At 75.6% G+C, this 24406-nt stretch carries 18 protein-coding genes and 1 pseudogene; 6 read left to right on the top strand and 13 right to left on the bottom strand.

Features of this window, described 5'->3' with window-relative positions; translation table 11 throughout:
• Positions 1 to 2: 2 nt before the first annotated feature.
• From AGRA3207_RS05730 to grpE, 4 genes are read right to left on the bottom strand one after another with little or no spacing between them, the layout of a single operon-like run.
• Complete coding sequence (locus AGRA3207_RS05730; protein WP_231333499.1) at positions 3 to 1250, bottom strand: TRAFAC clade GTPase domain-containing protein; 1248 nt, start codon at positions 1248 to 1250, stop codon at positions 3 to 5.
• Positions 1247 to 3901, bottom strand: coding sequence for a SaeA-related protein (locus AGRA3207_RS05725; RefSeq protein ID WP_231333498.1), 2655 nt, complete (start codon positions 3899 to 3901; stop codon positions 1247 to 1249). Before AGRA3207_RS05725 ends, AGRA3207_RS05730 begins: the two co-directional genes overlap by 4 nt.
• Before the next feature lie 10 nt (positions 3902 to 3911).
• Positions 3912 to 5495, bottom strand: coding sequence for an Hsp70 family protein (locus tag AGRA3207_RS05720; RefSeq protein WP_231333497.1), 1584 nt, complete (start codon positions 5493 to 5495; stop codon positions 3912 to 3914).
• A 7-nt stretch (positions 5496 to 5502) separates the two neighbouring features.
• Positions 5503 to 6246, bottom strand: a complete 744-nt coding sequence (gene grpE / locus AGRA3207_RS05715) for a nucleotide exchange factor GrpE (protein WP_231333496.1) — start codon at positions 6244 to 6246, stop codon at positions 5503 to 5505.
• A gap of 180 nt (positions 6247 to 6426) precedes the next feature.
• Between grpE and AGRA3207_RS05710 the strand changes: the two genes are divergently transcribed.
• The 3 genes from AGRA3207_RS05710 to AGRA3207_RS05700 all read left to right on the top strand — a co-directional run bounded on the left by AGRA3207_RS05710 (position 6427) and on the right by AGRA3207_RS05700 (position 8308).
• Positions 6427 to 7062 (top strand): ACT domain-containing protein, encoded by a 636-nt coding sequence (locus AGRA3207_RS05710; protein ID WP_231333495.1) that lies wholly within the window; start codon positions 6427 to 6429, stop codon positions 7060 to 7062.
• Between the two features lie 68 nt (positions 7063 to 7130).
• On the top strand, positions 7131 to 7787 hold the full coding sequence (locus AGRA3207_RS05705; protein ID WP_231333494.1) for a class II aldolase/adducin family protein: 657 nt from the start codon (positions 7131 to 7133) through the stop codon (positions 7785 to 7787).
• An 80-nt stretch (positions 7788 to 7867) separates the two neighbouring features.
• Complete coding sequence (locus tag AGRA3207_RS05700) at positions 7868 to 8308, top strand: TIGR03668 family PPOX class F420-dependent oxidoreductase (RefSeq protein ID WP_231333493.1); 441 nt, start codon at positions 7868 to 7870, stop codon at positions 8306 to 8308.
• A gap of 36 nt (positions 8309 to 8344) precedes the next feature.
• Here AGRA3207_RS05700 and AGRA3207_RS05695 read toward each other — a convergent pair whose 3' ends face one another.
• The 3 genes from AGRA3207_RS05695 to AGRA3207_RS05685 are packed head-to-tail and all read right to left on the bottom strand — an operon-like array spanning position 8345 to position 10495.
• Positions 8345 to 9142 carry an alpha/beta fold hydrolase gene (locus AGRA3207_RS05695; protein WP_231333492.1) on the bottom strand — a complete coding sequence of 266 codons (798 nt, stop codon included), beginning with the start codon at positions 9140 to 9142 and terminating at the stop codon, positions 8345 to 8347.
• Positions 9143 to 9195: 53 nt separating this feature from the next.
• A complete protein-coding gene (locus AGRA3207_RS05690) occupies positions 9196 to 10221 on the bottom strand; it encodes an ADP-ribosylglycohydrolase family protein (protein ID WP_231333491.1) in 1026 nt (341 codons plus the stop codon).
• A gap of 31 nt (positions 10222 to 10252) precedes the next feature.
• Positions 10253 to 10495 carry a hypothetical protein gene (locus AGRA3207_RS05685; RefSeq protein WP_231333490.1) on the bottom strand — a complete coding sequence of 81 codons (243 nt, stop codon included), beginning with the start codon at positions 10493 to 10495 and terminating at the stop codon, positions 10253 to 10255.
• A gap of 113 nt (positions 10496 to 10608) precedes the next feature.
• Between AGRA3207_RS05685 and AGRA3207_RS05680 the strand changes: the two genes are divergently transcribed.
• Positions 10609 to 11334, top strand: a complete 726-nt coding sequence (locus AGRA3207_RS05680; protein WP_231333489.1) for a thioesterase II family protein — start codon at positions 10609 to 10611, stop codon at positions 11332 to 11334.
• 96 nt (positions 11335 to 11430) lie between these two features.
• On the opposite strand, the gene AGRA3207_RS05675 is transcribed toward AGRA3207_RS05680, so the two are convergent.
• A complete protein-coding gene (locus AGRA3207_RS05675) occupies positions 11431 to 12519 on the bottom strand; it encodes a S1 family peptidase (RefSeq protein ID WP_231333488.1) in 1089 nt (362 codons plus the stop codon).
• 440 nt (positions 12520 to 12959) lie between these two features.
• Between AGRA3207_RS05675 and AGRA3207_RS05670 the strand changes: the two genes are divergently transcribed.
• Both AGRA3207_RS05670 and AGRA3207_RS05665 read left to right on the top strand, forming a co-directional pair.
• On the top strand, positions 12960 to 13913 hold the full coding sequence (locus AGRA3207_RS05670) for an ornithine cyclodeaminase family protein (RefSeq protein WP_231333487.1): 954 nt from the start codon (positions 12960 to 12962) through the stop codon (positions 13911 to 13913).
• 121 nt (positions 13914 to 14034) lie between these two features.
• Positions 14035 to 14718: pseudogene (locus AGRA3207_RS05665) on the top strand (response regulator transcription factor); the annotation flags it as partial.
• Here AGRA3207_RS05665 and AGRA3207_RS05660 read toward each other — a convergent pair.
• The 5 genes from AGRA3207_RS05660 to AGRA3207_RS39755 form a co-directional block, all read right to left on the bottom strand.
• A complete protein-coding gene (locus AGRA3207_RS05660) occupies positions 14650 to 16581 on the bottom strand; it encodes an ATP-binding cassette domain-containing protein (RefSeq protein ID WP_231333486.1) in 1932 nt (643 codons plus the stop codon). The pseudogene AGRA3207_RS05665 and the gene AGRA3207_RS05660 overlap by 69 nt on opposite strands.
• Positions 16578 to 18305 (bottom strand): ATP-binding cassette domain-containing protein, encoded by a 1728-nt coding sequence (locus tag AGRA3207_RS05655; protein ID WP_231333485.1) that lies wholly within the window; start codon positions 18303 to 18305, stop codon positions 16578 to 16580. The genes AGRA3207_RS05660 and AGRA3207_RS05655 overlap by 4 nt, the downstream gene beginning before the upstream one ends.
• A gap of 65 nt (positions 18306 to 18370) precedes the next feature.
• Positions 18371 to 18457 (bottom strand): SapB/AmfS family lanthipeptide, encoded by an 87-nt coding sequence (locus AGRA3207_RS40205; protein WP_420830904.1) that lies wholly within the window; start codon positions 18455 to 18457, stop codon positions 18371 to 18373.
• A gap of 30 nt (positions 18458 to 18487) precedes the next feature.
• A complete protein-coding gene (gene lanKC, locus AGRA3207_RS05650) occupies positions 18488 to 21046 on the bottom strand; it encodes a class III lanthionine synthetase LanKC (protein ID WP_231333484.1) in 2559 nt (852 codons plus the stop codon).
• Positions 21047 to 21313: 267 nt separating this feature from the next.
• Complete coding sequence (locus AGRA3207_RS39755) at positions 21314 to 24268, bottom strand: helix-turn-helix transcriptional regulator (RefSeq protein ID WP_273700010.1); 2955 nt, start codon at positions 24266 to 24268, stop codon at positions 21314 to 21316.
• Positions 24269 to 24406: the final 138 nt, after the last annotated feature.

Genomic DNA, 24406 nt, shown 5'->3' with positions numbered 1-24406 from the left:
CGTCACGTCCCCCCGGGGCGCACGCCGTCGAGCAACCCGAACCGGTACAGCAGCCACAGCAGCGGGTCCTCCGCGCGGTGGGGGCGGACGCCGCCCGCGCCGACCCGCCCGGCCTCGGGGACGCCGCCGAGCGCCGACAGCCCGAACAGGGCGTGGTCGGCGTACTGCTGCCCGAGGTAGGTGTCGAGCTGCCCGGACCGCCAGTCGTGCAGCAGCGCGCGGACCTGCGCGTCCACAGCGTCCCTGTCGTCCAGGTCCAGGACGCCCGTGCCGGACCGTGTCCGGTGCAGCGCCGACTGCCGCAGCAGCGACGGCCGCAGCACGTCGATCTTCGTCAGCGCGACCGCGACCGGGACGGGCAGCGGGTCGCCCGGCCGGGTGCCGTGCCGCTGCCGGAGCGCCTCGGTGACCCGGGCGATGACGTTGAGCGGCTCGCTGTCGGGGTCGGGGGACGGGGGATCGCCGCCCCGCGACACCTCGCCTCCCCGCGACAGCTCGCCGCGGGCGCCGGGCAGCTCCAGCGGGTCGACGAGGAAGATGATCGCGTCGGCGGCCTCCAGGTAGCGCAGGTGCAGGTCGGTGACCTCGCGGCTGCGCAGGTCCTCGCCCGCGGTGTCGAACAGGACGAGGGCCAGGGAGTCGTTGCGGGCGCGGGCGAAACGGCCCCGGCGGGTCCTGGTGAGGAGGTAGACGAGCGGCTCGCGGGGGCCCGTCGCGGCGCTGGCCGTCGTCGGCAGCAGCCGCCGCTCCTCCAGCAGCGGGCGGGCGAAGTCGCGCTTGTACCGCTCGATCGTCCGGTCGTCGCAGGCCACGAGCGAGGCGTCCAGCTCGGTGCCGACCCGGTTCATCAGCTCGTGCAGCAGGACGGCGATGTAGGTGCTCTTCCCCGCGTTCTTCGCGCCGACGAGCGCGACGATCCGGCCGGGGGAGTCGCAGTACGCGGAGGGGAGCGGGTTGTGGCACTCCGGGCAGACCCGGTTGCCCGTCGGGCGCCCGCACGCGGGGCAGTCGGCGCGCCCCTTGCGCCCGGCCGCGGCGAACACCGGCGGCAGCGACGCCCCGGCCGTCGAGCCGGTGTAGGCGGCGAGCCGCTCGTCCAGGACGGGCGCGCACCCGAGCGTCCCGCCGGCCTGCCCGCGGCACCGGAACGGGATGCGCTGCGGTGCCGCGGACGCGAAGCAGTACGGGCAGGTGACACCGTTCCTGGACGATGCGCCGGGGAGCCCCACGCGGGCGAGCGGCCTCGTCATCGGGCGACCTGGAGCCGGCGGACGGGGGGATCGCTGAGCTCGACGACGTCGTCGTCGGCGAAGCAGCGCAGCCAGTAGGGTCCGGCCGCGCGCGGGGCGGACAGCGACAGCTCGCCGGGGACGGGGACCTGCTCCCACGCGGCGAGCGTCTCGCCGTCGGCCGCGCGGTGCGGCATCACGCGCCCGGCGCGCAGCACCAGCGACAGCCGCGCCACCCGCAGCGGGCGGGACGAGCTGAGCCGGATCGTCAGCGACCTGCGCCACGGCGGGCCCGACCGCAGCACGTCGTAGCGGACGACCGCGCGGGCGGCGACCACGGCGGTGACCTCCGGGCCCGTGACCCGGACGCCGCCCACGGTCCCGGCGGCCGCGACCGACACCAGCACCGGCTCGTCCTCGGGGGCGGGCACCCTGATCCCGCCACCGGTGTCGTAGGCGGCGCGCGTCACGGCCTCCCGGGGCGGCGGCCCGTCCTCGGCGGAGCGCTCGGGGTCGCCGCCGACGTGGTAGACGAGGTCGACCTCCGTGACGTCCGGCGGCCAGTCGAACCCGACGTGCACGTGGCCGCCGCGCCGCTCGGTGACCAGCCGCCGCGGCGGCGGCAGGTTCACGTGCCGGTGGCAGGCGCCGATCGCGGCGACGCCCTCGGCCACCGTCACCGCGAGCAGCCAGCCGCCCGCGCCCGGCCGCACGTCGAGACCGCCGCCGGCCGGCAGGCACGCCAGCCTCCGCGTCACGGCCCGGACCTCCTCCACCGGCACGAGCGCGCTGCGCGGCCACGGCGGCGGCCCGGCCGACAGCACCAGCTCGACCGTCCCGTGCGCGGGCCGCTCGAACCGCACCCGCAGCAGCCCCGGGTCGGACGGGTCGGGCTCGGCGGCCAGCTCGTACACCGGGCGCGGGGGGGCGCTCGGCGTGACCGACGCCCGCACCCCCGGCGTCACGACCTCGTTCCCCGAGTCGTCGAGGTACACCGCGCCGATCCGGTAGTGGTGGGTGCGGCCGTTCGGGACCCGCTCCTGGAACCCGTCCCGGCCGGACGGGACGATCGTGCCCTCCCGGGCCACCACGACGCGCGCGGCCCCGGCCGGGCACCTCCACCGGCCCGTCACCCGCCCGTCGCCGGGCAGCAGCTCGACGTCGGCGGGCTCCGGCCGCACGATCAGCGGGCCCACCACCGACGGGGCGGCGGCGGCCTCGCCCCGGACCGCGATCACGCCGTAGTACAGCGGCACGTTCACCGGCGGGCTGGGGTCCCGCACGCCGGTGACGGGGTCCCCGTCGCGCGCGTCACGCGGCGCCCGGTCCCGCCGCCGCACCACATGGCACGCGACCTCGCCGACCGTCGACGGCGACGCCTCCCAGGACAGCCGGACCGACCCGTCCGCGGGATCGACGTCCGCGCGCGGGGGCGGCACCGGCCGGGGCGGGAGGCGGCGCTGGTGCTCGGCGGCACCGGGCAGGTCGCGGACGAGGCGCAGCGCGTCGGCGAGCAGGACCCACGCGCGGTCCGGGTCGGGTTCGGCGACGGCCGACTCGCGCAGCCGCAGCGCCGTGTCGAGGCGGTGCCGGGCCTCGGCGGCGAGGACCTCCTCCTCCGGCGGGTCCCCGGCCGGGGCGCGGTCGGCGGCGCCGGGCCCGGGGCGGGGGACCTCCGCCGCGTCGGCGAGCTCGGCGGCCGCGTACACCTCGCCCGCGTCCAGGAGGGCGCGCAGCCGCCCGGCGAGGCCGCCGCCGCCCGCCGGTTCCGTCTCGCGGACGACGGCGAACACCAGCCGCCGCGCGTCGCCCTGCTCGACGCGCAGGTCCTCGGCGGCGTGCCGGAGCAGGGCGTGCTCGGAGGCGCGCTGCCGCCGCCGCTCCCGGAGCCGGTCGGCGATGTCGAACAGCACGAGGCCCGGCAGCGCGTCCGGGTCGTCGTGCCCGGCCCGCAGCGCCGCCAGGACGGTGCCGGCGTGGGTGGTGCTGGTGTCGCGGCTGCGGCGCGCCCACTCGGCGCCCGCCGCCGCGACCGCCGCGGCGTCCAGCCGGAGGCCGGGGGGCGCCGCGAACCCGTCCAGGACCTTGATGGGACCCGCGAGCCGCACGCCGAACAGGAAGTCGGCCAGGTGCCTTTTGCCGAGGACGTCCAGGGACTCGCGCACCTTCCGGTACGCGGGGTAGGGGGCGGCGGACGGCAGCGCGTCCGGCTCGCGGACCTCGATGCCCTCGGCGGCCGCGACGGCCTCCAGGTCGGCGCGGGTCACGCCGCCGGTGCGGGCGATGGCCTCGATCTCGGCGGGCGTCACCATCCGCAGCGTCCCGGCGGCGTCGGCGAGGCGCGCGCGCGTGTCGGCGCGCCGCCGCTCGGTGCGCTCGGCGCCGCCGCGCAGGCGGCCGGTGAGCGGCCGCAGGTCGCCGCGCCCGGCGGCGTCGAACAGCGGCGCCAGCCCGCGGTGCTCGGCCTCCAGCCGGTCGATGAGCTTGCGGTACTTCAGCTGCCCGCGGGCCCGCCGCCAGCACTGCCGGACCTCCTTGACGCGCGCGGCGACCGCCGCGGCCTCCAGGGGGTCGGGCAGCGCGTACCGGAGCCGCAGGTCCTCGGGGGGCTGGTCGCCGGCCGCCCGGGCGGGCTCCAGCACCTCCCGCCGGTAGTCGTCGTCGAACGGCACGGCGGGGCCCCTAGCTCACCTGCACCCGGGAGAGTGCCTTGCGGGAGCGCTCGACCTCCTCCTCGGACATGCCGCCGACGTCCACCTTCAGCTCCAGGCGCTCGCCGGTCTCCTTCTCCACCGCCGTGACGTTGAGCAGGCCGGAGGAGTCCAGCGCGAACGTCACCCCGATCGGCCAGCCCGCCTTCTTGCCCGGCGGGACGCGGATCTCGCCGGTCGCGATCTCGGTGTTGTCGATCAGCTCGGCGGACTCGACGCTCCCCGCCTGCTCCATCACCCGGATGTCGGCGGAGGTCTGGTCGTCGTAGACGGTGAAGAAGTCCTCGGTCTTGGCGGCGGGCAGCGCGTCGTTGGCGTGGACGAGGTGCGCGACGTGCTCGGCGCCGCTGTCGCGGTCGACGACGACGATGCCGAACGCGTGCGAGGCGACGGTCTTGATCTGCCGCCCGGCGATCTGCTTCTGCTGCTCGGCGGACAGGCCCGCGCGGTTCGCCATCTCCTCGGCGCGCTCGGCGGCCCCCTCGCGGACGAGCCGCCGGTAGGTCTCCTCGAAGGCGTACAGGGCGGCGCCCTTCGCGACGGCGAGGTCGGGGTCCTGCAGCCGCGGCGCGAGGCCCAGCTCGGTCTCCAGCCGCGCCGCGACCACCGGCATCTTCGTGGACCCGCCCACCAGGACGAGGTCGTCGTAGTCGTCGACGCCCTTGTCGGCGGCCGTCGCGAGGGTCCGCCCGGTGATCTCGACGGTGCGGTCGAGGAGGTCCTTGGTCAGCTCCTCCAGCTTCTCCCGCGTCACCTCCACCACGGCGACCCGCCCGCCGTGCATGACCCGGACGGTGTGCGCCGTCCGGGTGGTGAGGGCCTTCTTGGCGTCCTCGGCGTCGCGGCGCAGCTGCTGCTCGGTCTGCTTGTCGTCGAGCGGGTCGCCCGCGTCGGGGTGCTCGGCGCGGAACCGCTCGGCGAGGTGCTCGACGAGCCGCGCGTCCCAGTCGGCGCCGCCGAGCTCGTGGTCGCCGTCGGTGCACACCACCTCGATGTGGCCGCCGCGCAGCGCGATGACGGTCGTGTCGAACGTCCCGCCGCCGAGGTCGTACACCAGGATCGTCCGGTCCGACTCGGGGTTGAGGACCCCGTAGGTGATCGCGGCGGCGATCGGCTCGGACACGATGTCGATGACGTTCAGGCCCGCGATCCGGCCCGCCTTGCGGGTCGCGTCGCGCTCGGCGGCGCCGAAGTAGGCCGGGACGGTGACGACGACGTCGCGGGTCTCCTCGCCCGTCGTGGTGCGCGCGTCCGTCGCGAGCTTCAGCAGGATGAACGCCGACAGCTCCTCCGGTGCGAAGTCGATGCCGTGGATGGGACGCGTCACGTCCCGGCCCATGTCGCGTTTGATCAGGCTGACGACATTGTCGGGCTCCAGGACCGCGGTGTCCTTCGCGGTCGCGCCGACGACGACGTTGTCGCCGCTCTCGAAGTACACCACCGACGGCGTGGTGTCGGTCCCCTCCAGGTTGCGCAGCACCGCTGGCCGCCCCACCTCGTCGATGGAGGCGATGCACGAGTACGTGGTTCCGAGGTCGATCCCGTAGACAGCCATGTCCCTCTCACCTATCGGTGCCGAGTCCGGTGTTCATCGTCTCTCCGCGCCCTGCCGCGCGGTGGCGACTTGACCGGGCCTTGTCGGGCCCCGTGTCGCCGAGGCCGGTCTGGTCGAGCTCCGTCCTGTCGGGTCCGGTGCCGCGGGGCGCCGCGCCGGGCCCCGCCGTGTCGAGCCTTCCGACGCACACCGCCGCCTTGCGCAGCACCTTGCCGCCCTGCTCGAAGCCGTCCGACTGGACGGTGACCACGGTGCCGTCGCGGGCGGGCTCGGCGACGGCGGTGACCGCGACCGGCCGGTGCCGGGACGCGTCGTAGAGGGCGCCGGGCTCGACGGTGAACCGCTCCACGCCGAGCCGGGCGAGGGCGTCGGCGACGTCGTCGGCCACCGCGGCCAGCAGCAGCGCGGTCTGCGCGGGGTCCGGCGTGTCGCCGCCGTCCGGCGCGGCGAGCCTGCCCGACTCGCGGCGCGCCTGGTCGTGGAGCCGGTACAGCGCGGCGCGCACGGGCTCCAGCATCGCCTGGAGCTCCCCCCTGCGCAGCCGCTGGTTCTCCTCGTGCAGCCGGTCGATGACGGCCTCCCGGTGCGCCGCGCGCTCGTGCTCGCGGTCGAGCCGGGCGGACATCCCGGCGAGGGCCCGCCTGACCTCCGCCCGGAAGGCGGCGTCGCCGTCATCGCCGGTGCCCTCCCCGGCGGGTTCCGGCTCGGCTCCAGAGCCGTCGTTGACTGGGCGATCCCGGTCCGTCGACACGTGCGGTTACCTTAATGGTGAGGCGGCTGCGGCGATAGGCGTGTGGTTGACCTTCAGTGGACTCTAGTTTGACCCCTGCCCGCCGATCCAGCACCGGGTTCCCGTTGGCGACACGCGTGGGTAACACCAAGGAAACGCCTCTCGCGCATTCTGAGGGGGATTCCGACACTGGAGGTGGCGATGTTGCTGCGGATTCGCGTCCGCCTGCCGGACCGTCCCGGCTCGCTGGGGCAGGTGGCGCGCACGCTCGGCGCCGCCGGCGCCGACGTGGTGCAGATGGCTGTGCTGGAACGTGCCAACGGCCGGGCGCTGGACGACTTCACCGTGTCCTGGCCCGCGGGCGCCGACGCCGGGCGGCTGCGCGGCGGGCTGGGCTCGGTGCCCGGCGTGGACGTCGTCGGCGTGTGGCCGACGGCCGAGCCGCACGGCGTGTTCCCGGACGCGGCCGTGATCGGGCAGGTCGCGGCGGTGCCGGAGCGCGGCGCCGAGATCCTCGCCGACGCCGTCCCGGCCATCCTCAGCGCCGACTGGGCCGGGCTGGCGGAGACCGGCCCCGACGGCACGGCGGTGCTCGTGCACGCCAGCGTCGGCGGGCTGGAGGGCGCGGAGCCGCCCGCCCTGGAGCCGCTGCGGCCGCGGGCGTTCACCGCGCCGGACGGCGCGGAGTACGCGATCTGCCCGATGCCGGGGAACGGCGCGCTGGTGGTGTCCCGCGCGGGCGCGCCGCCGTTCCACCAGACCGAGGTGCTGCGGCTGGAGCAGCTCGCGGGCGCGGCGGCGGCGGTGCTGTCCGCGGGACTGCTCCGCACGCCCTGACGCCGGCCCCTTGTGATCGCCGGGCCGGTGGCGTACGCCTGGGGGAGATCCGGCGGGAGGGGTTCGCGATGCTGCTGGGTGACGAGCGGGCCGCGCTGTGCGGCGTGGGCCGGAGGCTCGCGGAGACCGGTCTGGTGACCGGGTCGTCCGGCAACGCCAGTGTGCGCGCGGGCGACCTGGTCGCGGTCACGCCGGGCGGGATGATGCTCGACCGGATGGAGCCCGCGGACTGCCCCGTCCTGGACGTGCGGGGACGGCCGGTGGAGGGCGGCCGGGCGCCGTCGTCGGAGACGCCCATGCATCTCGCGCTGTACGGGGCGACCGCCGCGTCGGCGGTCGTGCACACGCACTCGACCTACGGCACCGTCGTGGCGACGACGATGACGGAGCTGCCGCCGGTCCACTACAACACGCTGCTGCTGGGCGGGGTGGTGAGGGTCGCCCCGTACGCCACGTACGGGACGCCCGAGCTGGCGGAGAACGTGCGCGCGGCCATGGAGGGCGGGAGGCGCGCCGCGCTCCTGGCCAACCACGGCGGTGTGGCGATCGGCCGTGACCTGGGCGAGGCGTTCGAGAACGCGCGGCTGCTGGAGTGGCTGTGCGGCGTGTACGTGCGGGCCAGGATGATCGGTGAGCCCCGCGTCCTGACCGCCGGGGAGCTGGCGGAGGCGGCGGAGCGGGGCGTCAGGCCGCCGGAGTACGGCCCGTCCGGTCCCGCGGACTGACCAAGCGGTCTCCTGGAGGGAACCCTCCCGCCCGTGCGGGGTGGGTGCGCGGGAGGCGGCGGCGTGGCAGGGTGCTCGGTGTGCCCAGGCTCTCGCCGGACGACGCGCTCCGGCTCCTGACGGCGGTCCCCGTCGCGCGGCTGGCGACGGCCGACGAGACGGGGCGCCCGCATCTCGTCCCGGTGACGTTCGCCGTCCACCGCGGGACGGTCTACACCGCGGTCGACCACAAGCCGAAGAGCGGCCGGGACCTGCGGCGCCTCGCCAACGTCCGGGCCAACCCGCGGGTCGCGCTGCTCGCCGACCACTACGAGGACGACTGGGACCGCCTGTGGTGGGTCCGCGTGGACGGCCACGCGCACGTGTCCGGGGACCCGTCCCGGACGGCCGGGCCCGTCCGCCTGCTGGCGGGCCGCTACCCCCAGTACCGCGACCGCCCGCCCGGCGGCCCGGTGATCACCATCACGATCGACGCCGTGACCGGCTGGACGGCCACCACGCCTCCCGGCACGTCCTCCTGACCCGTTCCCCCGGCCCTGGCGCGGGCCGCGGGCGCGTCAGGAGGCGACGGCGCGGTGGAAGGCGGTGACCGCCTCGGCGACCCGCTCGGGGAACTCCACGTGCGGGTGGTGGCCGGCGCCCTCCAGGAGGACGACCTCGGCGTCCAGCCGCCCGGCGACCCACTCGGCCTCGGCGACGGGGTCGGGCCAGTCGATGTCGGCGGTGCCCATGATCACCAGCGCGGGCGCGGTGACGCGGTCCAGGCGGGCCTCGGCCTCGGCGTGCGACATGCTCATGTAGGCGCCGATGACGCGGGCGCGGCCGGGCCGCCGGAAACTCGCGTCGAGACGCGCCTTGTGCTCGGCGAAGTCGGCCGGGGGACGGGGCTCCCACTTCGGGTAGTACGCCATGTACAGCGGGCGGGCCAGCGCGGAAACGCGCATGACGGCCTGCGTGAGCCGCTGCGCGAGGCCGGCCTCGCCGTCCCGGACGAACGGCGCGGACAACACGAGCCCGCTGATCAGCTCCGGCGCCTCCGCAGCGGCGTAGACCGCCGCCGCCGCGCCGTTGGAGCAGCCGTGGACGAGCGCGGGCCCGGCGTCCAGGTGCCGCAGCAGCGCCATGAGGTCGCGGGCGAGCGGGATGCCGCCGTACTCGTCCCAGTCGGCGCTCGTGTCGCCCATCCCGCGCTGGTCGACCGTCACGACCCGGTGACCGGCCCTGACCAGCAGCGGGGTGAGGAAGCGGTACTGCGAGCGCAGGTCGAGCATGGACGGCAGGCACACGATGAGCGGCCCCTCGCCCTCGTCGTCGTAGGCGAGCCGCCCGCCGGGTAGGTCCAGGTACCGGGTCATCGTCCGCTCCTCGCAGTCATGTAGCTCTATGGCTAATCAGATTAGCCACAGAGCTATGTGCCGTCAAGCGGTCGGTCCCAGGCCGCGCCGATCCGGGCCAGGTCGGAGGCGTACTCGATGCGCGCCGCCCACTCGCGCGGCCAGGCGTCCAGGCCGAGGTGCGCGCCCGCGAAGGCCCCGGCCAGGCAGGCGATGGAGTCGGAGTCGCCCGAGCTGGCCGCACCGCGCCGGATCGCCCGCACCGGCTCGTCCGGGAAGAGCAGGAAGCACAGCAGGCCGGTGGCCAGGGCCTCCTCGGCGACCCAGCCGGCCCCGGTCGCCTCGCAGGGGTCGCAGGCGCGGTCCGGGCGGGCCAGCGCCGCGTCGAGGCGGTCGAGCGCGGCCAGGCACTCGTCCCACCCCCGGGAGATGAACGCCGCCGGGCCCTCCACCCCGGGACGGCGCCACAGGTCGCCCAGCCACTCCCCGTGGTAGACGGCGCGCTGGTCGTGGCAGCGCCCGCGGAGCGCCGCGGGCAGGGCGGCGGGCGCCATCCCGTCCGCGAGCCACCGGACGGCGAACGCCGTCAGCTCGCTCGCCGCGAGGCCGGTGGGGTGCCCGTGCGTCATCGCCGCCTGGAGCTGCGCGGCGGCGGCGCGCGTCGCGTCCGAAAGGCCGGGGGCCAGCCCGACCGGTGCCACCCGCATGTTCGCGCCGCAGCCCTTGGAATCCGGCTCCGTCGCCTCCGCCCACGGCTTCCCGGCCGCCAGGCCCCGGCAGGCCCGCATGCAGGTCTGCCCGGGCGCCCGGTCGTTGTCGGGGCTGCCGAGCCAGTCGACGAACCGCCGCCGCCACATCGGCTCCACCAGCGCGGCCGTGAACGGCGGGTCCTCCAGCGCGTCGAGCAGGGCCAGCGCGACCGCGATCGCCATCTGCGTGTCGTCGGTGACCAGGGCGGGATCACCGTCGAGCCGGGCGGGCCCGTCGTCACCGAAACGCGTGCGGATCTGCTCCATGGTGAGGAACTCGGTCGGCGCGCCGAGCGCGTCCCCGTACGCCAGCCCGAACATGGTCCCGCCGGCCCGTCGATTCACGGTCATGGGCCCGCATTCTCCAGTAATCCACCCGGCCTTACGGAGCCCAGTCGTGCGGGCCCAGCACGTACCCCTTCGGCGTCGAGTGGAGATGGTCGACCGACACGAGGTGCCCCAGGGCGGCCCACAGGTCCTCCTCCGGCCCGCCGACCAGCCGGCTCACCGTGTCGAAGTCCGCCGCGCCGCCCCCCTTGTCGATCTCCGCCACCGTCTCGTACACCGTCAGCTCGAAGTCGGACAGCTCCTGGACGTCCCCTCGCCTGCCCCTTCTCTCATCCATGCCCGCAGCCTGCCCACTGCGCCGTCCCCTAGTCCCGGCCCAGGGCGGCCGCGCGTCTAGGCTGGCGGCGGAGACGACCGCGCCCCCCGGCGCGTCCCGGAGGAGTTGATCACGTGAGCTGGTTCCGCTGCGCCGAGGCACGCCCCTGGGCGCCGACGCGGCTGTTCTGCCTGCCGCACGCGGGCGGGTCCGCGGTGGCCTACCGGTCCTGGGCGGGGGAGATCGGCCCGGAGGTCGAGGTGCACGCCGTCCAGTACCCCGGGCGCGCCGACCGGCTGGGGGAGCCGCTGGTCCGAGACGCCCTCCGGCTCGCCGGCCTCATCGCCGGGGCGATGGCCCCGCTGCTGGACCGTCCCGCCGCGCTGTTCGGGCACAGCATGGGCGCCGTCCTGTCCTACGAGGTGGCACGGCTCCTCCAGGAGCAGGGCGCCGCGCCGGTGCACCTGTTCGCCTCCGGGGCCCGGCCACCGCACGACCGCGGCGACGACCGGGTCGCCGGCGAGGACGACGACGCCCTGGTCGCCGAGATGGTGCGGCTCGGCGGCTCCGACGCCGAGGCCCTCCGGGACCCGGAGCTGCGCGAGCTGGTGCTGCCGTACGTCCGCAACGACTTCGCGCTGGTCGAGGACTACGTCCACCGGCCGGGCACGCGGCTGGCCGTGCCCATCACGACGATCATCGGCGACGCCGACCCGCACGTGACCGAGGCCCAGGCCAAGAAGTGGGCCGACCTCACCGACGGCCCCTTCGCCCTGAAGGTCCTGGAGGGCGATCACTTCTACCTGAACGGCCGGCGGCGCGAGGTGGCCGGCGAGATCCGCCTCGCCCTGGAGGTCTGAGCCTCCCGGCGGCCCGCGCCGGGTCCGGGACGGGACGGCCCCCGGTCCCGCCGGGCGGACCGGCGGGAGCGGGGGCCGTGAGGGGCCGGGGCCCGGTCAGTAGATCTCGACGCCGTAGACCTGCGCGGCCTCGGTGACCGGCTGGAAGAACGTCGTCCCGCCGCCCGAGCAGTTGCCGCTGCCGCCCGAGGTCAGGCCGAGCGCGACGGCCCCGGCGAACAGCGAGCCGCCGCTGTCGCCCGGCTCGGCGCAGACGGTCGTCTTGATCAGGCCGCTGACGCTGCCCTCCTGGTAGTTCACGGTCTGGTTGAGCGCGGTGACCTGGCCGCTGTGCACCTGGGTGGTGCTGCCGCTGCGCTTGACGCTCTGCCCGACCGTCGCGCTGCCGATGCTCGTGATGTCCTGGGTGCCGCCGTAGAGGCTGACCGCGCCCTGGGTGTCCGCTGGGGCGGACGCGTACTTGACGATGCCGTAGTCGTTGCCCGGGAAGCTGCTCCCGGTCTTGGTGCCGAGCAGCTGGCTCTTGCCCCGGTCGGAGTACCACTGCGCCCCGGCGTTGGTGCAGTGCCCGGCCGTCAGGAAGTAGTACTCGCCGCCCTTCTTCACGTTGAAGCCGAGCGAGCAGCGCGAGCTGCCCGTGTAGATGGCCTCGCCGCCCAGCGTGAACGTGCGGAACCGCCCGGCGATGTTCTCGGTGCGGACAGCGGAGCCCTGCTTGGCCGCCGCGGCGCGCACCTTGCGCAGGTTCGCTCCGGTGACCGTGCTGTCCACCGACAGCAGCACCGTGTTGGAGGCCGGGTCGACGGCCCAGGCGGTGCCCGGGACGGTCGCCTCGCGCTTGAGGGCGGACATGACCTTCTTGAGGTCCTTGCCGCTGCGCGTGACGGTCTTCGGCTCGGCGCCCGCCGCGCGCACCGCCCGCGCGGCGCCCGCGTCTGTCACGGTGACGACGAGCTTCTGGGTGGCCTGGTCGATGTACGACCCGGCGGTGCGGGAGCCGAGCCGCCTCTCCAGCTTCGCCGCCGTCCTCGATTGGGCGGACTGGTCGGCGACGGGGGCGGCGGGGGCGGAGGGCGCGTCATGGGTCGCATGGGCGGCCGGGGCGGCGACCAGGGCGGTCGCCATGAGCCCCGTCGCCGTCAGCGTGACGGCGGCGCCGCTGATGCGGGCGTGACGGATCTTCACTGAGCCTCCAGGGGGGATTGGGCGCACCCGAGTTGGCGCGCCGGAGGTCACGCACATGATGGAAGAACCCAAAGGTGGGCGGAAGACTAGAAAGTGCCTAACTGCTCACTAGCGGATTGGCACTATGGGTGCGGGTTTGTCCATACCCCGTGGGCAGGATGGCCTCTTCAGGCCGGACCCGACCTGTGGAACGTTCGAAAATGCGGGGCCGCCAGAGTGTCCCGGACGCGCCGTTTCCGCAGTAAATCGCGGGGGTTAGGTGGTGATTCCGGGGCCACAAGCGGTACGCCGGACAGGGTCGCCTTCCCGCGGGGTCAGAGGCTTCAGGCCGTCGGGTGCGTCGGCGCGAGGCGGCCGAGGACGGCATGGGAACGGCATGGGGGATGGCATGGATGGCATGGCCACGGCATAGGGCCGGCCGCGGCTGGGAGAATGATCTGGTGACGCTCCTTTTGACCAGATCTGATCTGGAGTCGGTGCTCGACCCCGCCGCGTGCCTGGACGCGCTGCGGCGCGGCTTCACCGCGGAGGAGGGGGAGATCCAGCCGCGCCGGGTGGTGACCGCGCTGCCCGGCCAGGGATCGGCGACGGCGCTGCTCCCCGGGCTGGTCGGGGGAACGCCCGCGTACACGGTGAAGGTGAACGCCAAGTTCCCCGGCGGCCGCCCGGCGCTGCGGGGCGTCGTCTGCCTGCACGACCTGCACACCGGCGAGACCCTCGCCCTGCTCGATTCGGCGACCGTGACCGCGTGGCGCACCGGGCTCGCCGCCGCGCTCGGCACCCACGCCCTGGCACGTCCCGACGCGGACACCGTCGCGGTGATCGGCGCGGGGGCGCAGGCGGAGCTCGTCATGCGGGGGCTCGCGCTCCTGCGGCCGGTGCGCGGCCTCACGGTCTGCGATCTGGACGCCCGCCGCGCCGCGGGCTTCGCCGCGCGCCACGGCGCCCGCCTCGGGCTCGACGCCCCGGTGGCGCCGGCCCCCCGGGACGCCGTCCGCCACGCCGGGATCGCGGTCCTGGCGACCTGGGCGCGGCGGCCCCTCCTGCACGCGGCGGACGTGCCGCGCGGCGCCCACATCACCTCCCTCGGCGCGGACGAGCCGGGCAAGGCCGAGCTCGGCGCCGACCTCCTGGAGGGCGCCCGCGTCGTGGTCGACGACGTGGCCCTCGCGGTCGAGATGGGGGTGCTCGCGAGCGCGGGCCTCGATGTGAAGCACGCCGCGGGGACGCTGCGCGATCTGCTGCGCGGCCAGGTGCCGGGACGCGTCAAGGGCGGCGAGGTGACCGTGTACGCACCGGTCGGGCTGCCCTGGCAGGACCTTGCGCTGAGTTGGACGGCCTACACCGCGGCGCGCGCCGCCGGCGTCGGACGGGAGTTCGATTTCATGGCCTGAACTGGTCGATCGCCGACCGCGGATTCGTACGATATCCTCACCTAGAGTAATTGTTAATATTCTATTCCGTCTTTATGTTGACTCGGCGATTACTGTTGGCTGCATTCGGTAAGTCTCGCTCATGACTCCTGCCCTCCAAGGTCCCTCCATGCATGATCGCAGTCGTGTGCTTCGCGTCCCGGGGGCGCTCTCCCGGTCGCCGCCCCAGGACCTATCGCTTGACAAACGTTGGGTAAGTGCTTCTCGGGCCACATGGGTGGCGGGCCTTGGGAGACGGAACATGATTCGGATACTCCTCGCCGAGGAGGCACCGCTTCTGCGTGGCGGACTCGTCGCCTTTTTCGGCGGTGTGAAAGACCTGGATGTCGTAGCCGAAATCGAATCCGGGGAAAGTCTCTTGCGAACGGCACTCTTCCGGAGGCCGGATGTGGCGCTGATAGATGTGGCACTTCCCGTTCTGGACGGTTTCTCGGCGTCCCGGAGGCTGCGCGAGGAGGTCCCGGAGTGCCGCACGGTGCTCATGGCCGGCCGCCAGCGGTCGGGGGACCTGCGCCGGGCGGTCGCGTCCCGGGCGGCGGGGCTCGTGCTGAAGGACACCTCGCCCGGCGCGCTGGTCGAGTCGATCCGGCGCGTGGCGGCCGGGCAGCGGGTGGTGGACGCCGAGCTGGCCTTCAGCGAGCTCGGGTCGGCGGCCAGCCCGCTGACCGAGCGTGAGAGCGAGGTCCTGGAGCTGGCCTCACGGGGCGCCTCCGCGGCCCAGATCGCTTCTGACCTCTTCCTCACGATCGGCACGGTCCGCAACCATCTGTCGCGCATCAACCGGAAGGTCGGTGCCCGGAACCGGGTGCACGCCATCCGGATCGCCGAGGAGGCCGGGTGGCTCTGACCGCCGGGACCGTTCCGGTGCCTCCTCCCAGCGGCCGATGAGGTCGCGGTAGAGCGGCGACACGGCGGCCAGGCCGGGGTGCCGGCCGACGTGCGCGCGCGTCCCGTCCAGGACCAGGACGCGGCGCGCGCGCACGGCCGAGCTGACGCGGTGCGCGATGACGACGAGCGTGCCGGGGCGGCGTGCGAACGCCTCCTCGGCGCGTGCCTCGGCCGCCGCGTCCAGCCGGTAGGCGGCCTCGTCCAGGACGACCAGCGGGGCGGGCGCCAGGTAGGCGCGGCACAGCGCGATGAGCTGCCGCTGCCCCTCGGTCAGCGCCGCCGGGTCCACGGTCGCGCCGTACCCGCCGAGGTCCCGCACGAGCCGGGACAGCCCGAGCGCGTCCGCGGCGCGGACCACCTCCGCGTCGTCCGCGCCGGGTGCCAGGTAGGTCAGGTTCTCGTGGACGGTGCCGGTGAACACGTACGCCTCCTGCGGGATGAGCACCCGCCCGGACGGGTCGCCCGCCGGGCGCCCGCCCACCAGCACTTCTCCGGCCGTCGGTAGCAGCAGGCCCGCGATCAGCCCGGCCAGCGTCGACTTCCCGATGCCGCTCGGCCCCACCACGGCGAGGTGGTCGCCGCGCGGGATCGTCAGGTCCAGATCGGCGATCACGGGACGCGCCCCCGTCCCATAGGCGAACGACACCCCCCGCAGCTCGACCGCCGGTGCGTCCCGGTCCCCGCGCGCGGCGGGTCCCGGCATCCCGCCGGACGCGCCGTTCACAGCGCCGCGGGCGCCGTGCGCCTCGTCCGGGCCGTCCTCGTCCGGGCCGTCCTCGTCCGGGGCGCTGGTCTCCAGGATGCGGCCGAGGGTGACCGCCAGCCGCAGGCCGCTGCCGCCCATGCCCTGGACCAGCGTCCGCAGCGCGGGCTGGAGCCCGTGCAGGACGTAGGCGAGCGCCCCGACGATCATTCCGGGGGTCGCGCCGCGGCGGGCCAGCCACGGCGCCGCGGCGAGCAGCGCCAGCAGCGGCAGCCAGCCGCTCACCGCCAGCGCGAACGCCCGCAGCGCCGCGAACCGCGCGACGGCGCGGCCCGCCGCCTCCTGCGCGTCGACCGCGGCGGCGAGGCCGGCGCGGACCGTCTCCTCGCCGCCGCACGCGACGACGTCGCGCAGCCCCTCGGCCAGCGCGGTGGTCCGCTCCGCGATCTCCTCCTCGCCGACGACCAGGTCCCGCTGCCGGGCGGCCGCCGCGCCGAACGCCGCGCCGAACAGCAGCAGGCCCGCCAGGAGCGGCGGCACCACCAGCAGGACGACCTCGGGCATCAGCGTCAGCAGCCCCGCGAGCGCGGCCCCGGCCGCGAACACGAACCCCCGCGCGACGACGAGGATCCCGCCGAAGGTGTCGCGGACGATCTCGACCTGGTGCGTGAGCCGCGCGACGGCCCCCCGGTCGGGCCTCCCGCGCAGCGACCGGTACAGCGCGCCACGCGTGACCGCGCGGACGAGGTCGTCGCGGAACGGCTCCACGAGCGCGGCGAGCGCGGAGTAAAGGCGGCGGCTCCCATAGGCCCCCGCGAGTGCCGCGAGGGCGAGTGCGCCCAGCCAGAGCGCCGCGTCCGTTCCGCGCCCGCCCGCGAAGGCGTCGGTCGCCTCCGCGACGGCGCGCCCGAAGACCGCGGTGGGGACGGCCTCCAGAAGCGACCATCCGACGACCGCGCACGCCGCCCGCGGATGCGCCCGCACCGCGTGGGAGACGGTGCCCCACAGCAGCCGCGCCGCGTCCCGCCGGGAGGTCACGCGCCCTCCCCGCCCGCGCCGGGGCCGCCGCCCGGGACGTCGTCCGCCGCCGCGGCGAAGACCGCGCGGTAGCCGGGGTCGCGCCACAGGTCCCGGTGGGAGCCGCGCCCGCGGACACGGCCCTCGTCGAGCCAGACCACGAGGTCGGCGCGGGCGGCCGTGCCCGCGCGGTGGGCGATGATCAGCCGGGTCCGGTCGCCGAACCGGTCGAGGACGGCGTCGGTGATCTGGAGCTCGGTGACGGTGTCGAGGCTGGACGTCGCGTCGTCCAGGACGAGGACGCGGCCCGCGTGCGCGAAGGCGCGCGCGAGGCCCATCCGCTGGAGCTCGCCGCCCGACATCGGCGCGTCCGCGAGGGGCGTCGCGTAACCGCGCGGGAGGCGGCGGACGAAGTCGTCGGCGCGGGCCGTGCGCGCCGACTCCCGCAGCCACGACTCCGGCGGGCGGCACGGGCCGAACGCGATCGCGTCGCCGACGGTGTCGCCGAACAGGAAGGGGCGGGCGAACGCGTAGCCGATCTGGCGGCGCAGCGCGTCCCGGGACAGCCGGGGGAGCGGCGTCCCGTCCAGCAGCACCTCGCCCTCGTCGGGGTCGGCGAGCCGCCCGGCGAGCGCGGCGAGCAGGGACTTGCCCGAGCCCGAGCGGCCCACCACCGCCACGGCGAGGCCGCCGGGGACGGTGAGGTCCAGCCCGCGCAGCACCCCGCCGGCCGACACCGCCCGGAAGTCCAGGCGCCCGGTGCCCGGCGGCGCGCCGGCGTCGCCGTGGGAGGGCGCGGGCCGCGCGAGCACCTCGGCGGCGCGGCGGGCCCCGGCGCGCGCCCGGCCGAGCCGGAGGACATGCGTGAGGACGGGCCCGAACCCGGCGGCGAGCCCCGCGTACTGGACGGTCGCGACCAGCTCGCCCGCGGTGATGCGGCCCGCCATCAGCTCCGCGCCCGCCGCGCCGACCGCCGCGACCTGGAGGAGCAGCAGCGTCAGCAGCCCGCGCGCGGCGACGGCGCCCTGCACGCGCCACATCGCGTGCCCCTCGGCGCGCAGGCCGGGCAGGGGCGCGAGGACGCGGTCCGCCTCGCGGTCCGCGGTGCCCGCGGCGGCGATCGTGCGGGCGCCGGCGAGCGCCTCGGCGAGCCGTCCCGCGATCGTCCCCTGCACGGTCAGGTAGCGGTGCGCGGACGCGGTGATGTCGCGGACGAACACGCGCAGCAGCAGCACGATGGCCGGGAGCGCGACGGCGATGGCCGCCGCGAGCCGCCAGTCGATGAACGACAGCACCGCGAGGGCGCCGAGCGGGGGCACCAGCGCGACGGCGGCCTCCGGCGCGGCGGAGGGGGCGGTGCCCGCCTCGGCGGCGCCGCCGACCGTGCGTCCCGCCACGTCGCCGGGCGGGATGCGCAGCGCGGGCCCGGCGGCGAGGACGTGCCGGACGAGCGCGTGCCGCAGCCACGCCGTCGCGCGCGCCGCGCCGCAGCCGGTGGCCAGTTCCGAGAGCACCTCGGCCGCGGCGGCCACGACGACGAGCGCCGCGCACGGCCACAGGGCCGCGGCGGCGGAGGGGCCGCCCGGCGGGACGGCGTCGATCATGCGGGCCAGGGCGAGGGGCAGCAGCACGGCGGCGGCCGCGTCCGCGAGGGCGGCAGCCGCGACCAGCCCGGTCCAGCCGCCGCTGCGGCGGGCCGCGCCGAGCAGCAGCCGGTCGGCGCCGGCGGACGTCGGAAGCGTCATGGGTCTCTCCTGCGATGACGGCCATGGTCGCCCCCGGAGGGGCAGACCATGGCCGTCACGTGCCATTACAGGCAGATGGTGATGCTGTGCGAGCTGTGGCAGAGCAGGCTGAGGCTGCTGTTACCGCCGCCGCCGCCGTTCTCGCTCACCATTCCCTGAAGGTCCAGAAGCGCCATTTGTCTTCACCTCCTTTCGGGCTGGATAGAGGTGGCCGCCGTGGAGGTCTCCACGGGGTGTACTTGGGCCGTCCCGAAGAACGGCAGCCCCACCGGGGCGTCGTGGCACGCCGCGCCGATGGCCAGCAGCACGCCGGCCGTGCCCGTCGCGAGGTCCATCGAAAGCCGGTACATGTGCTCGCCGGGTACCGCGAGCCCGTCCGCGTACGGCAGCGCGTGCCAGGCGAGGTCGCGGATGTGGCGGGCGACGCGGGGATCGTCCCGGTCCTGCCCGGCCAGGTAGAGCAGCATCCCCGCGCGGCCGTTGAACAGGCCGGGCTGGGCGTAGTAGCGCGACATCGCGGCGAGCCTGACCGAGGAGCGGACGTCCTGGAACTCCGCGTCGTCCGGGCGGTGCCTCAGGTACTCGTCCACGACCAGCCCGACTCCGACGCTGCCGCGGCCCAGGTAGGGCAGGACGCGGTGTCCCTGATCGACGTGCAGTGCGCCGTTGTCGTCCTTGACACAGGCCGCCAGGTCGCGGCGCAGTGCCGCGGCGGCGAGGTCGAGCAGCGCGGGATCGCCCGTCTTCTCATACCGGCGGACGAACATCAGCGCCGCCCCCGCCCCGCCGTACAGGAGCCCGGGTCGCGGGCTCGGGCCGTCGGGAGCCCGGTCCGCCGTGATCTGGACGGCCCTCCGGGCGGCGTCCTCCAGCGACCGTTCACCGGTCAGGTCCGCAAGGTGGCCGAGAACCAGGGCGTACCCCGGCAGCCCGCCGTGCAGGTCGTCGCCGAGCCGTTCCCACCGCTCGTTCAGGCAGTGCGCGACCGCGTCGAGCGCGGCGTCGAGATGACCGAGCCGGGCGAGGGTGTAGGCGGCGCCCTGCAGGCCGTCGTACAGGCCGAGGCCCGTGCCGCGCGGAGGGTCGGCGGCCCGGTCGGCCAGCCATTCCTCGTGCACCGGATGCCGTCCGGCTCCGGTCGCGTCCAGCGCGTACAGGACGCCCGCGGCGCCGTAGGCCAGCCCGAGTGCCGCCCCGGCGAACTGCTCCACGTCGCCCGGGAACAGCCGGTCGCGACGCTGCGGGGTGGCGCTCGCCAGGACGGCGCCGGCGAGGGCGCCGCGGGCGCGGTCCCATCCATCCGCGTCCGGTTCGAACACGGGCGCGGGAGCCTCGGGGACCCCGCGGGTGATCTCCTCGACGGCCTCGTCCAGGAACGGGCGCGGCACCGGGAAGTACTCGGCGATCAGATCGGCCAGCTGGCGCGCCTTCCCCCGGTCCATCACGAACAGCGTGGTCATCGGGACGAACAGCGCCAGCCGCAGGCAGGCGAGGCTGTACCGGTCGACCTCGGTGCCGCGCCGGTCGGGCGGGGCCAGGAAGGCGGGGTTGGCGAGGGTCTGCCGCCCGCCGTCGGAGGCGGGCGCGGCGACCTCGAAGTCGATGAGGGCGACCGTGTCGTCCGGGCGCACCATGATGTTGAACATGTGCAGGTCGTTGAAGGCCACGCCGCGTTCGTTGATCGCGTCGACGACCCGCTCGACGCCCTCGTGGACGCGCAGCGCCCACGCCGTGTACGCGGTGACCTTGCCGGGCTCCGGCTCGGGGTCGAGCATCGGATGCCTTTCGGCGAAGAACGTGTTGAGCGTCCGCCCCTCGATGAACTCCTGGACCAGGAAATGGTGCTCGCCCAGGGTGAAGGAATCGCGGACCGCGGGAATCCCCTCGACGCCGTCGAGCCGGGTCAGGATGTCGCGCTCGCGGTTCAGGCGCTCGACCGCGTCGGCGCCGTCGGCCGCCAGTCCCGCATAGGGGCGCGCCTCTTTGAGGACGACCTTCTCACCGGTCCTGGTGTCCACTCCCTGGTACACACCGCCGCCGTTGGAGAAATGCAGCGCCTTCTCGATCCGGTAGGGCAGGTCGGTCGTGGTGGTGCTGCCCCGCGCTGCCAAATGGGGTTCGAGACATCGTGGCAGCGTCACCCATTCGGGAACGGAGAAGACCGGATTGCGGCGGTCCGGGACCAGTTCGCCGGAGCCGTTCTCCAGCGCCGCGACGAGCTCGCCGCGCTCGTCCAGGCAGCGCCGCTCGGCGAAGCCGCCGTAGCGGACGTGGAGGGGGCCCTCACCAATGCGCAGATCGCTGAGGATGTAGGGCCCTGGCAGGCCGGACAGGCGCTCGCCGAGCACCTCCAGCACCGACTCCAGCTCCCGCTCGTCCCGGGGGTAGATGGTGACGAGCTTGCCGCTCGCCCCGCGCGGGGCGTACTTGGCGTTCCGCATCCGCAGCGTCCCCGGGCCGCGCAGGTGCTTGAACTCGATCCCGTGCTCGACGCAGTAGTCGAAAGAGTGTGCGAGGGCCTTGTCGGCGCTTTCCGCGCAACCGGTGACGTGGACCTTCCAACCCTGCAGCGGCGCGTTCTGCACCGGCGGGACGTAGACCGTCCACTCGTCCCCGCGCACCCTTTCCCAGCCTTCTGGAAGTGGCCGGTCCGCGATGTCGAACTCGGTCTCACGGGTGGTCGGAGGGGTGTCGTAAAAGAACTTGTCCGCGAGGCAGTAAAGCTCATACCTCTTGTCCACGACGCCATTCCCTTCCGGCCCGGCGCCGTTGTCCGGCGCTCACAAGAAAAGAATGGCAGCCACAGCGAAAGGGGACCAGTAGCTGACATAACGACTCCACCGTGAAGATCTACCGGCGGCCGTGAGCGTTCGTCACCGGGCCGGTGGGGAGGCTTCCCGGGGGCCGTGGCCGGGGCGGCGTTGAGCAGCGCGATCAGCCCTGGCCCTCGCAGAGGGGCAGGCAGTCGACGCGCGGCCGCGCGCCCGCCGCGGGGCAAGGGCGGTTCTCTAAAGTCCCTCGCGGTGCGCGGCTGCGGCGGCCTGGGTGCGGCTGGAGACGTTCAGCTTGGCGAGGATGTTCGAGACGTGCACGCTCGCGGTCTTCGGGGAGATGAACAGCGCCGCCGCGATCTCCCGGTTGTTGCGTCCCTCCGCGACGAGCGCGAGCACCTCCCGCTCGCGGACGGTCAGCGCCGCGAACGGCCCCGCGGGGGCGCCGGGCTCCGGGCCGCCCCGGGGACCGGCGGCGGGCCGTCCCGTGTCCAGCCGCGCGCGGGCGCCGAGATCGCGGAGCGCGGCCAGCAGCGGCGCGGCGCCGAGCCGTTCGGCGATCCCGGCGGCGGCCCGCCACTGCGCCGCGGCCTCCTCCCGGTCGCCGGTCTCGATGAGCGCCTCGGCCAGCCGGTGGCGCGAGCGGGCGACCTCGTACACGAACCCGTCCCCGCCGTAGGTGAACATCTCGGCCGACCTCCGCCACGCGCCGGGGTCGTGCTCGCCGGCCAGCCTGCGGCGCTCGGCCTCGGCGCGGGCGAGCCAGGCGTGCCCCTCCAGCCCCAGCCAGGCCCGCGGATGGCCGCCCCAGGTGGTGGTGGCGGCGAGCCGCGCTCGGGCGAGCAGGTCGTCGCCGGCCTTCGCGGCGGCGCGGACGGCGTCCCCGTCCCCGGCGGCGCGGGCGCGGGCGGCGAGGTCGGCGTGCGCCCACAGTCCCGTCGCGGCGATCCGTATGATGCCCGTCTCGTTCGGGTACAGCACGTTCAGCACGGCCCCGACGTGGTCGAGCGCGGCGGCGGCGTCGCCCCGCCACAGCGCCTGCTCGGCGGCGAGGCCGCGGGCGACGTAGGTGAGGAAGCCGTCCTCGCGCCACAGCGGCGCGATCCAGCGCAGCCGCTCGTCGACGGTCGGCTCGCCGCGGGCGACCTCCAGGAACAGCGCGTACGCGGAGACCCGCGCCTCCGGCGGGCGGACGACCCGGATCCCGAACCCGTCGGCCAGCCGCGCCGCCTCGTCCCAGTCCCCGGTCGTGTAGCGGATCAGGTACTGGAGGCTGCGCAGGACCGTCCCGAACGTGCTCCATTCGAGGCCGTTGTCCAGGGCGTGCCTGACGCCCTCGTCGGCGGCGAGGGTCGCGCCGGCGAGGTCGCCCCGGTCGAACTTCGTCCGGGCGTAGTGGAACGCGGCGCGCAGGGCGACCGGCTGGTTGTCGTCCTCGGCGGCGAGGTCGCGGGCGCGGGCGAACACGTCGGCGACCGCGTGGTCGGTCTCCCGCGACTCCCGGTACAGGCCGAGGGTGACCAGCAGGCTGGCCTCGGCGTCCCCGGCGCCGGCGGCGCGCGCCTCGACGACGGCGTCCTCGGCCAGCCCCGGCAGCAGCTTGCCGGGGTCCTTGTACAGCAGCTGCCGGGCGTAGGTGGCGAGGGCGCCGGCGCGCACCTCGTCCGGCGGGCCGGGCGGCAGCATCTCCACGGACGCGCGGGCCACCGCCAGCGCCTCGTCGTCCTCGTCGAGGTCGGAGAGGTAGGACGCCAGGTGCTCGCGGAGCCGCGACCCGAGCCGCAGGTCGGCGGGGTCGGCCAGGTCGAGCAGCCGACGCAGCCGCGAGACCGCCCGGCGGATGTCGCCGGCGCGGCCCGACGCGCGGACGGTGGACAGCGAGAGCTCCATCCGGTCCGTCCCCGCGACGGCCTCGGGGCCGGGGACGGCGTCCCACAGCTCCAGCGCCCGGTCGAAGTGCTCGAACGCCTCCGCGGGCGCGCCGAGCCGCTCGGCCTCGCGGCCCGCGCGGACGGACGCGGCGAACGCGGCGGGCAGGTCGTGCGCGGCGAGGCTGTGGGCGGCCAGCTCGGCCGCCGACCCGCGCCGCCGGTCGGGCGTCCCGTCCGGCCCGCCGGCGAGCAGCCGGGCGAAGTCGGCGTGCAGCCGGGTCCGCTCGCCCGGCAGCAGGTCGGCGTAGACGGCCTCGCGCAGCAGCGCGTGCCGGAAGGTGTAGCCGGCGCCCGCGGGGACGAGGACCTGGTGCGAGACGACCTCCCGCAGCGCCTCCCCGGCCGCCGCCTCGTCCAGCCCGGACACGCGGCGGACCAGCTCGTCGTCGACGCGCCGCCCGGCGACCGCGGCGGCCCGCACGACGCGCTGCGCGTCCTCCGACAGCCGCTCCACCCGGGACAGCAGCAGGTCGGCGAGCCCCGCGGGCAGTTGCTCCCCGGTGCTCTCGGCCGAGTACAGCTCGGCGGCGTAGAACGCGTTGCCCTCCGAGCGGTGGTGGACGCGCTCGACGACCTCGGCGGTCACCGGCGCCGCGCCGTCCGCCAGCGCGGCGAGGTACTCGGCGGTCTCGCCGGGCCCGAACGGCACGACCTCGACGGCGGTGACGTTCGGCAGCCGCAGCAGCTCGGCCACGACGGGACGCAGCGGATGCCGCCGGTGCAGGTCGTCGGTGCGGTAGGTGCCGATCAGGCAGACGCGTTCCCGCTGCAGGACGCGGCTGAGGAAGGTCAGCAGGTGGCGGGTGGAGCGGTCGGCCCAGTGCAGGTCCTCCAGCACCAGCAGGACGGGCCGCTCCCGCCCGAGCTCGCCGAGCAGGCCGAGCACCGCGCCGAACAGCCGCTGCTGCCCGAGGTCGGACGCGGTGCCGGGCGCTCCGTCGCCGTCGGGCAGCAGCCGCCCGAGCACGGGCCTGGAGTCCAGCGCGGCGCGGACCGCCGCCGCCTCGGGCGACGCGGCGCGGGCGGCGGTCCACAGGGCGTCGGCCAGCGGCAGGTAGGGCATGCTCTCGCCCAGCTCGGCGCACTGCCCCACGAGGACGGCGCAGCCGCGGTCGCGGGCCGCGCGGGTGAGCGCGGTGACCAGATGGGTCTTGCCGACCCCGGCGTCCCCGCTGACGAGCACGACGCCGGCGCTGCCCGCGGCGGCCCGGTCGAGCGCGGAGGTCAGCTCATCGAGCTGCGCGGCCCTCCCGATCAGCACCCGGCGCCCCCGGACGTCGCGTATTCGGCCATGCCGCACAGTATCCCACCGGGGCGAACACCGCCCGCGGGGCAAGCCGCGCGCAGGACGGGGCGGACGTGCCGGGGCCCCGGACCCGGGGAGGGGTCCGGGGCCCCG

The sequence above is a fragment of the Actinomadura graeca genome, assembly GCF_019175365.1.
Classification (GTDB): domain Bacteria; phylum Actinomycetota; class Actinomycetes; order Streptosporangiales; family Streptosporangiaceae; genus Spirillospora; species Spirillospora graeca.
The sequence above is the reverse complement of the archived record's forward strand: the minus strand, read 5'-3'. Positions and strand labels throughout refer to the sequence as shown.

What these genes read in the sequence shown, in the direction of transcription:
- AGRA3207_RS05730 (WP_231333499.1), bottom strand. Translation starts at nt 1,250, where the DNA reads ATGACGAGGCCGCTCGCCCGCGTGGGGCTCCCCGGCGCATCGTCCAGG.
- AGRA3207_RS05720 (WP_231333497.1), bottom strand. Translation starts at nt 5,495, where the DNA reads ATGGCTGTCTACGGGATCGACCTCGGAACCACGTACTCGTGCATCGCC.
- AGRA3207_RS05710 (WP_231333495.1), top strand. Translation starts at nt 6,427, where the DNA reads ATGTTGCTGCGGATTCGCGTCCGCCTGCCGGACCGTCCCGGCTCGCTG.
- AGRA3207_RS05705 (WP_231333494.1), top strand. Translation starts at nt 7,131, where the DNA reads ATGCTGCTGGGTGACGAGCGGGCCGCGCTGTGCGGCGTGGGCCGGAGG.
- AGRA3207_RS05695 (WP_231333492.1), bottom strand. Translation starts at nt 9,142, where the DNA reads ATGACCCGGTACCTGGACCTACCCGGCGGGCGGCTCGCCTACGACGAC.
- AGRA3207_RS05690 (WP_231333491.1), bottom strand. Translation starts at nt 10,221, where the DNA reads ATGACCGTGAATCGACGGGCCGGCGGGACCATGTTCGGGCTGGCGTAC.
- AGRA3207_RS05685 (WP_231333490.1), bottom strand. Translation starts at nt 10,495, where the DNA reads ATGGATGAGAGAAGGGGCAGGCGAGGGGACGTCCAGGAGCTGTCCGAC.
- AGRA3207_RS05655 (WP_231333485.1), bottom strand. Translation starts at nt 18,305, where the DNA reads ATGACGCTTCCGACGTCCGCCGGCGCCGACCGGCTGCTGCTCGGCGCG.
- AGRA3207_RS40205 (WP_420830904.1), bottom strand. Translation starts at nt 18,457, where the DNA reads ATGGTGAGCGAGAACGGCGGCGGCGGCGGTAACAGCAGCCTCAGCCTG.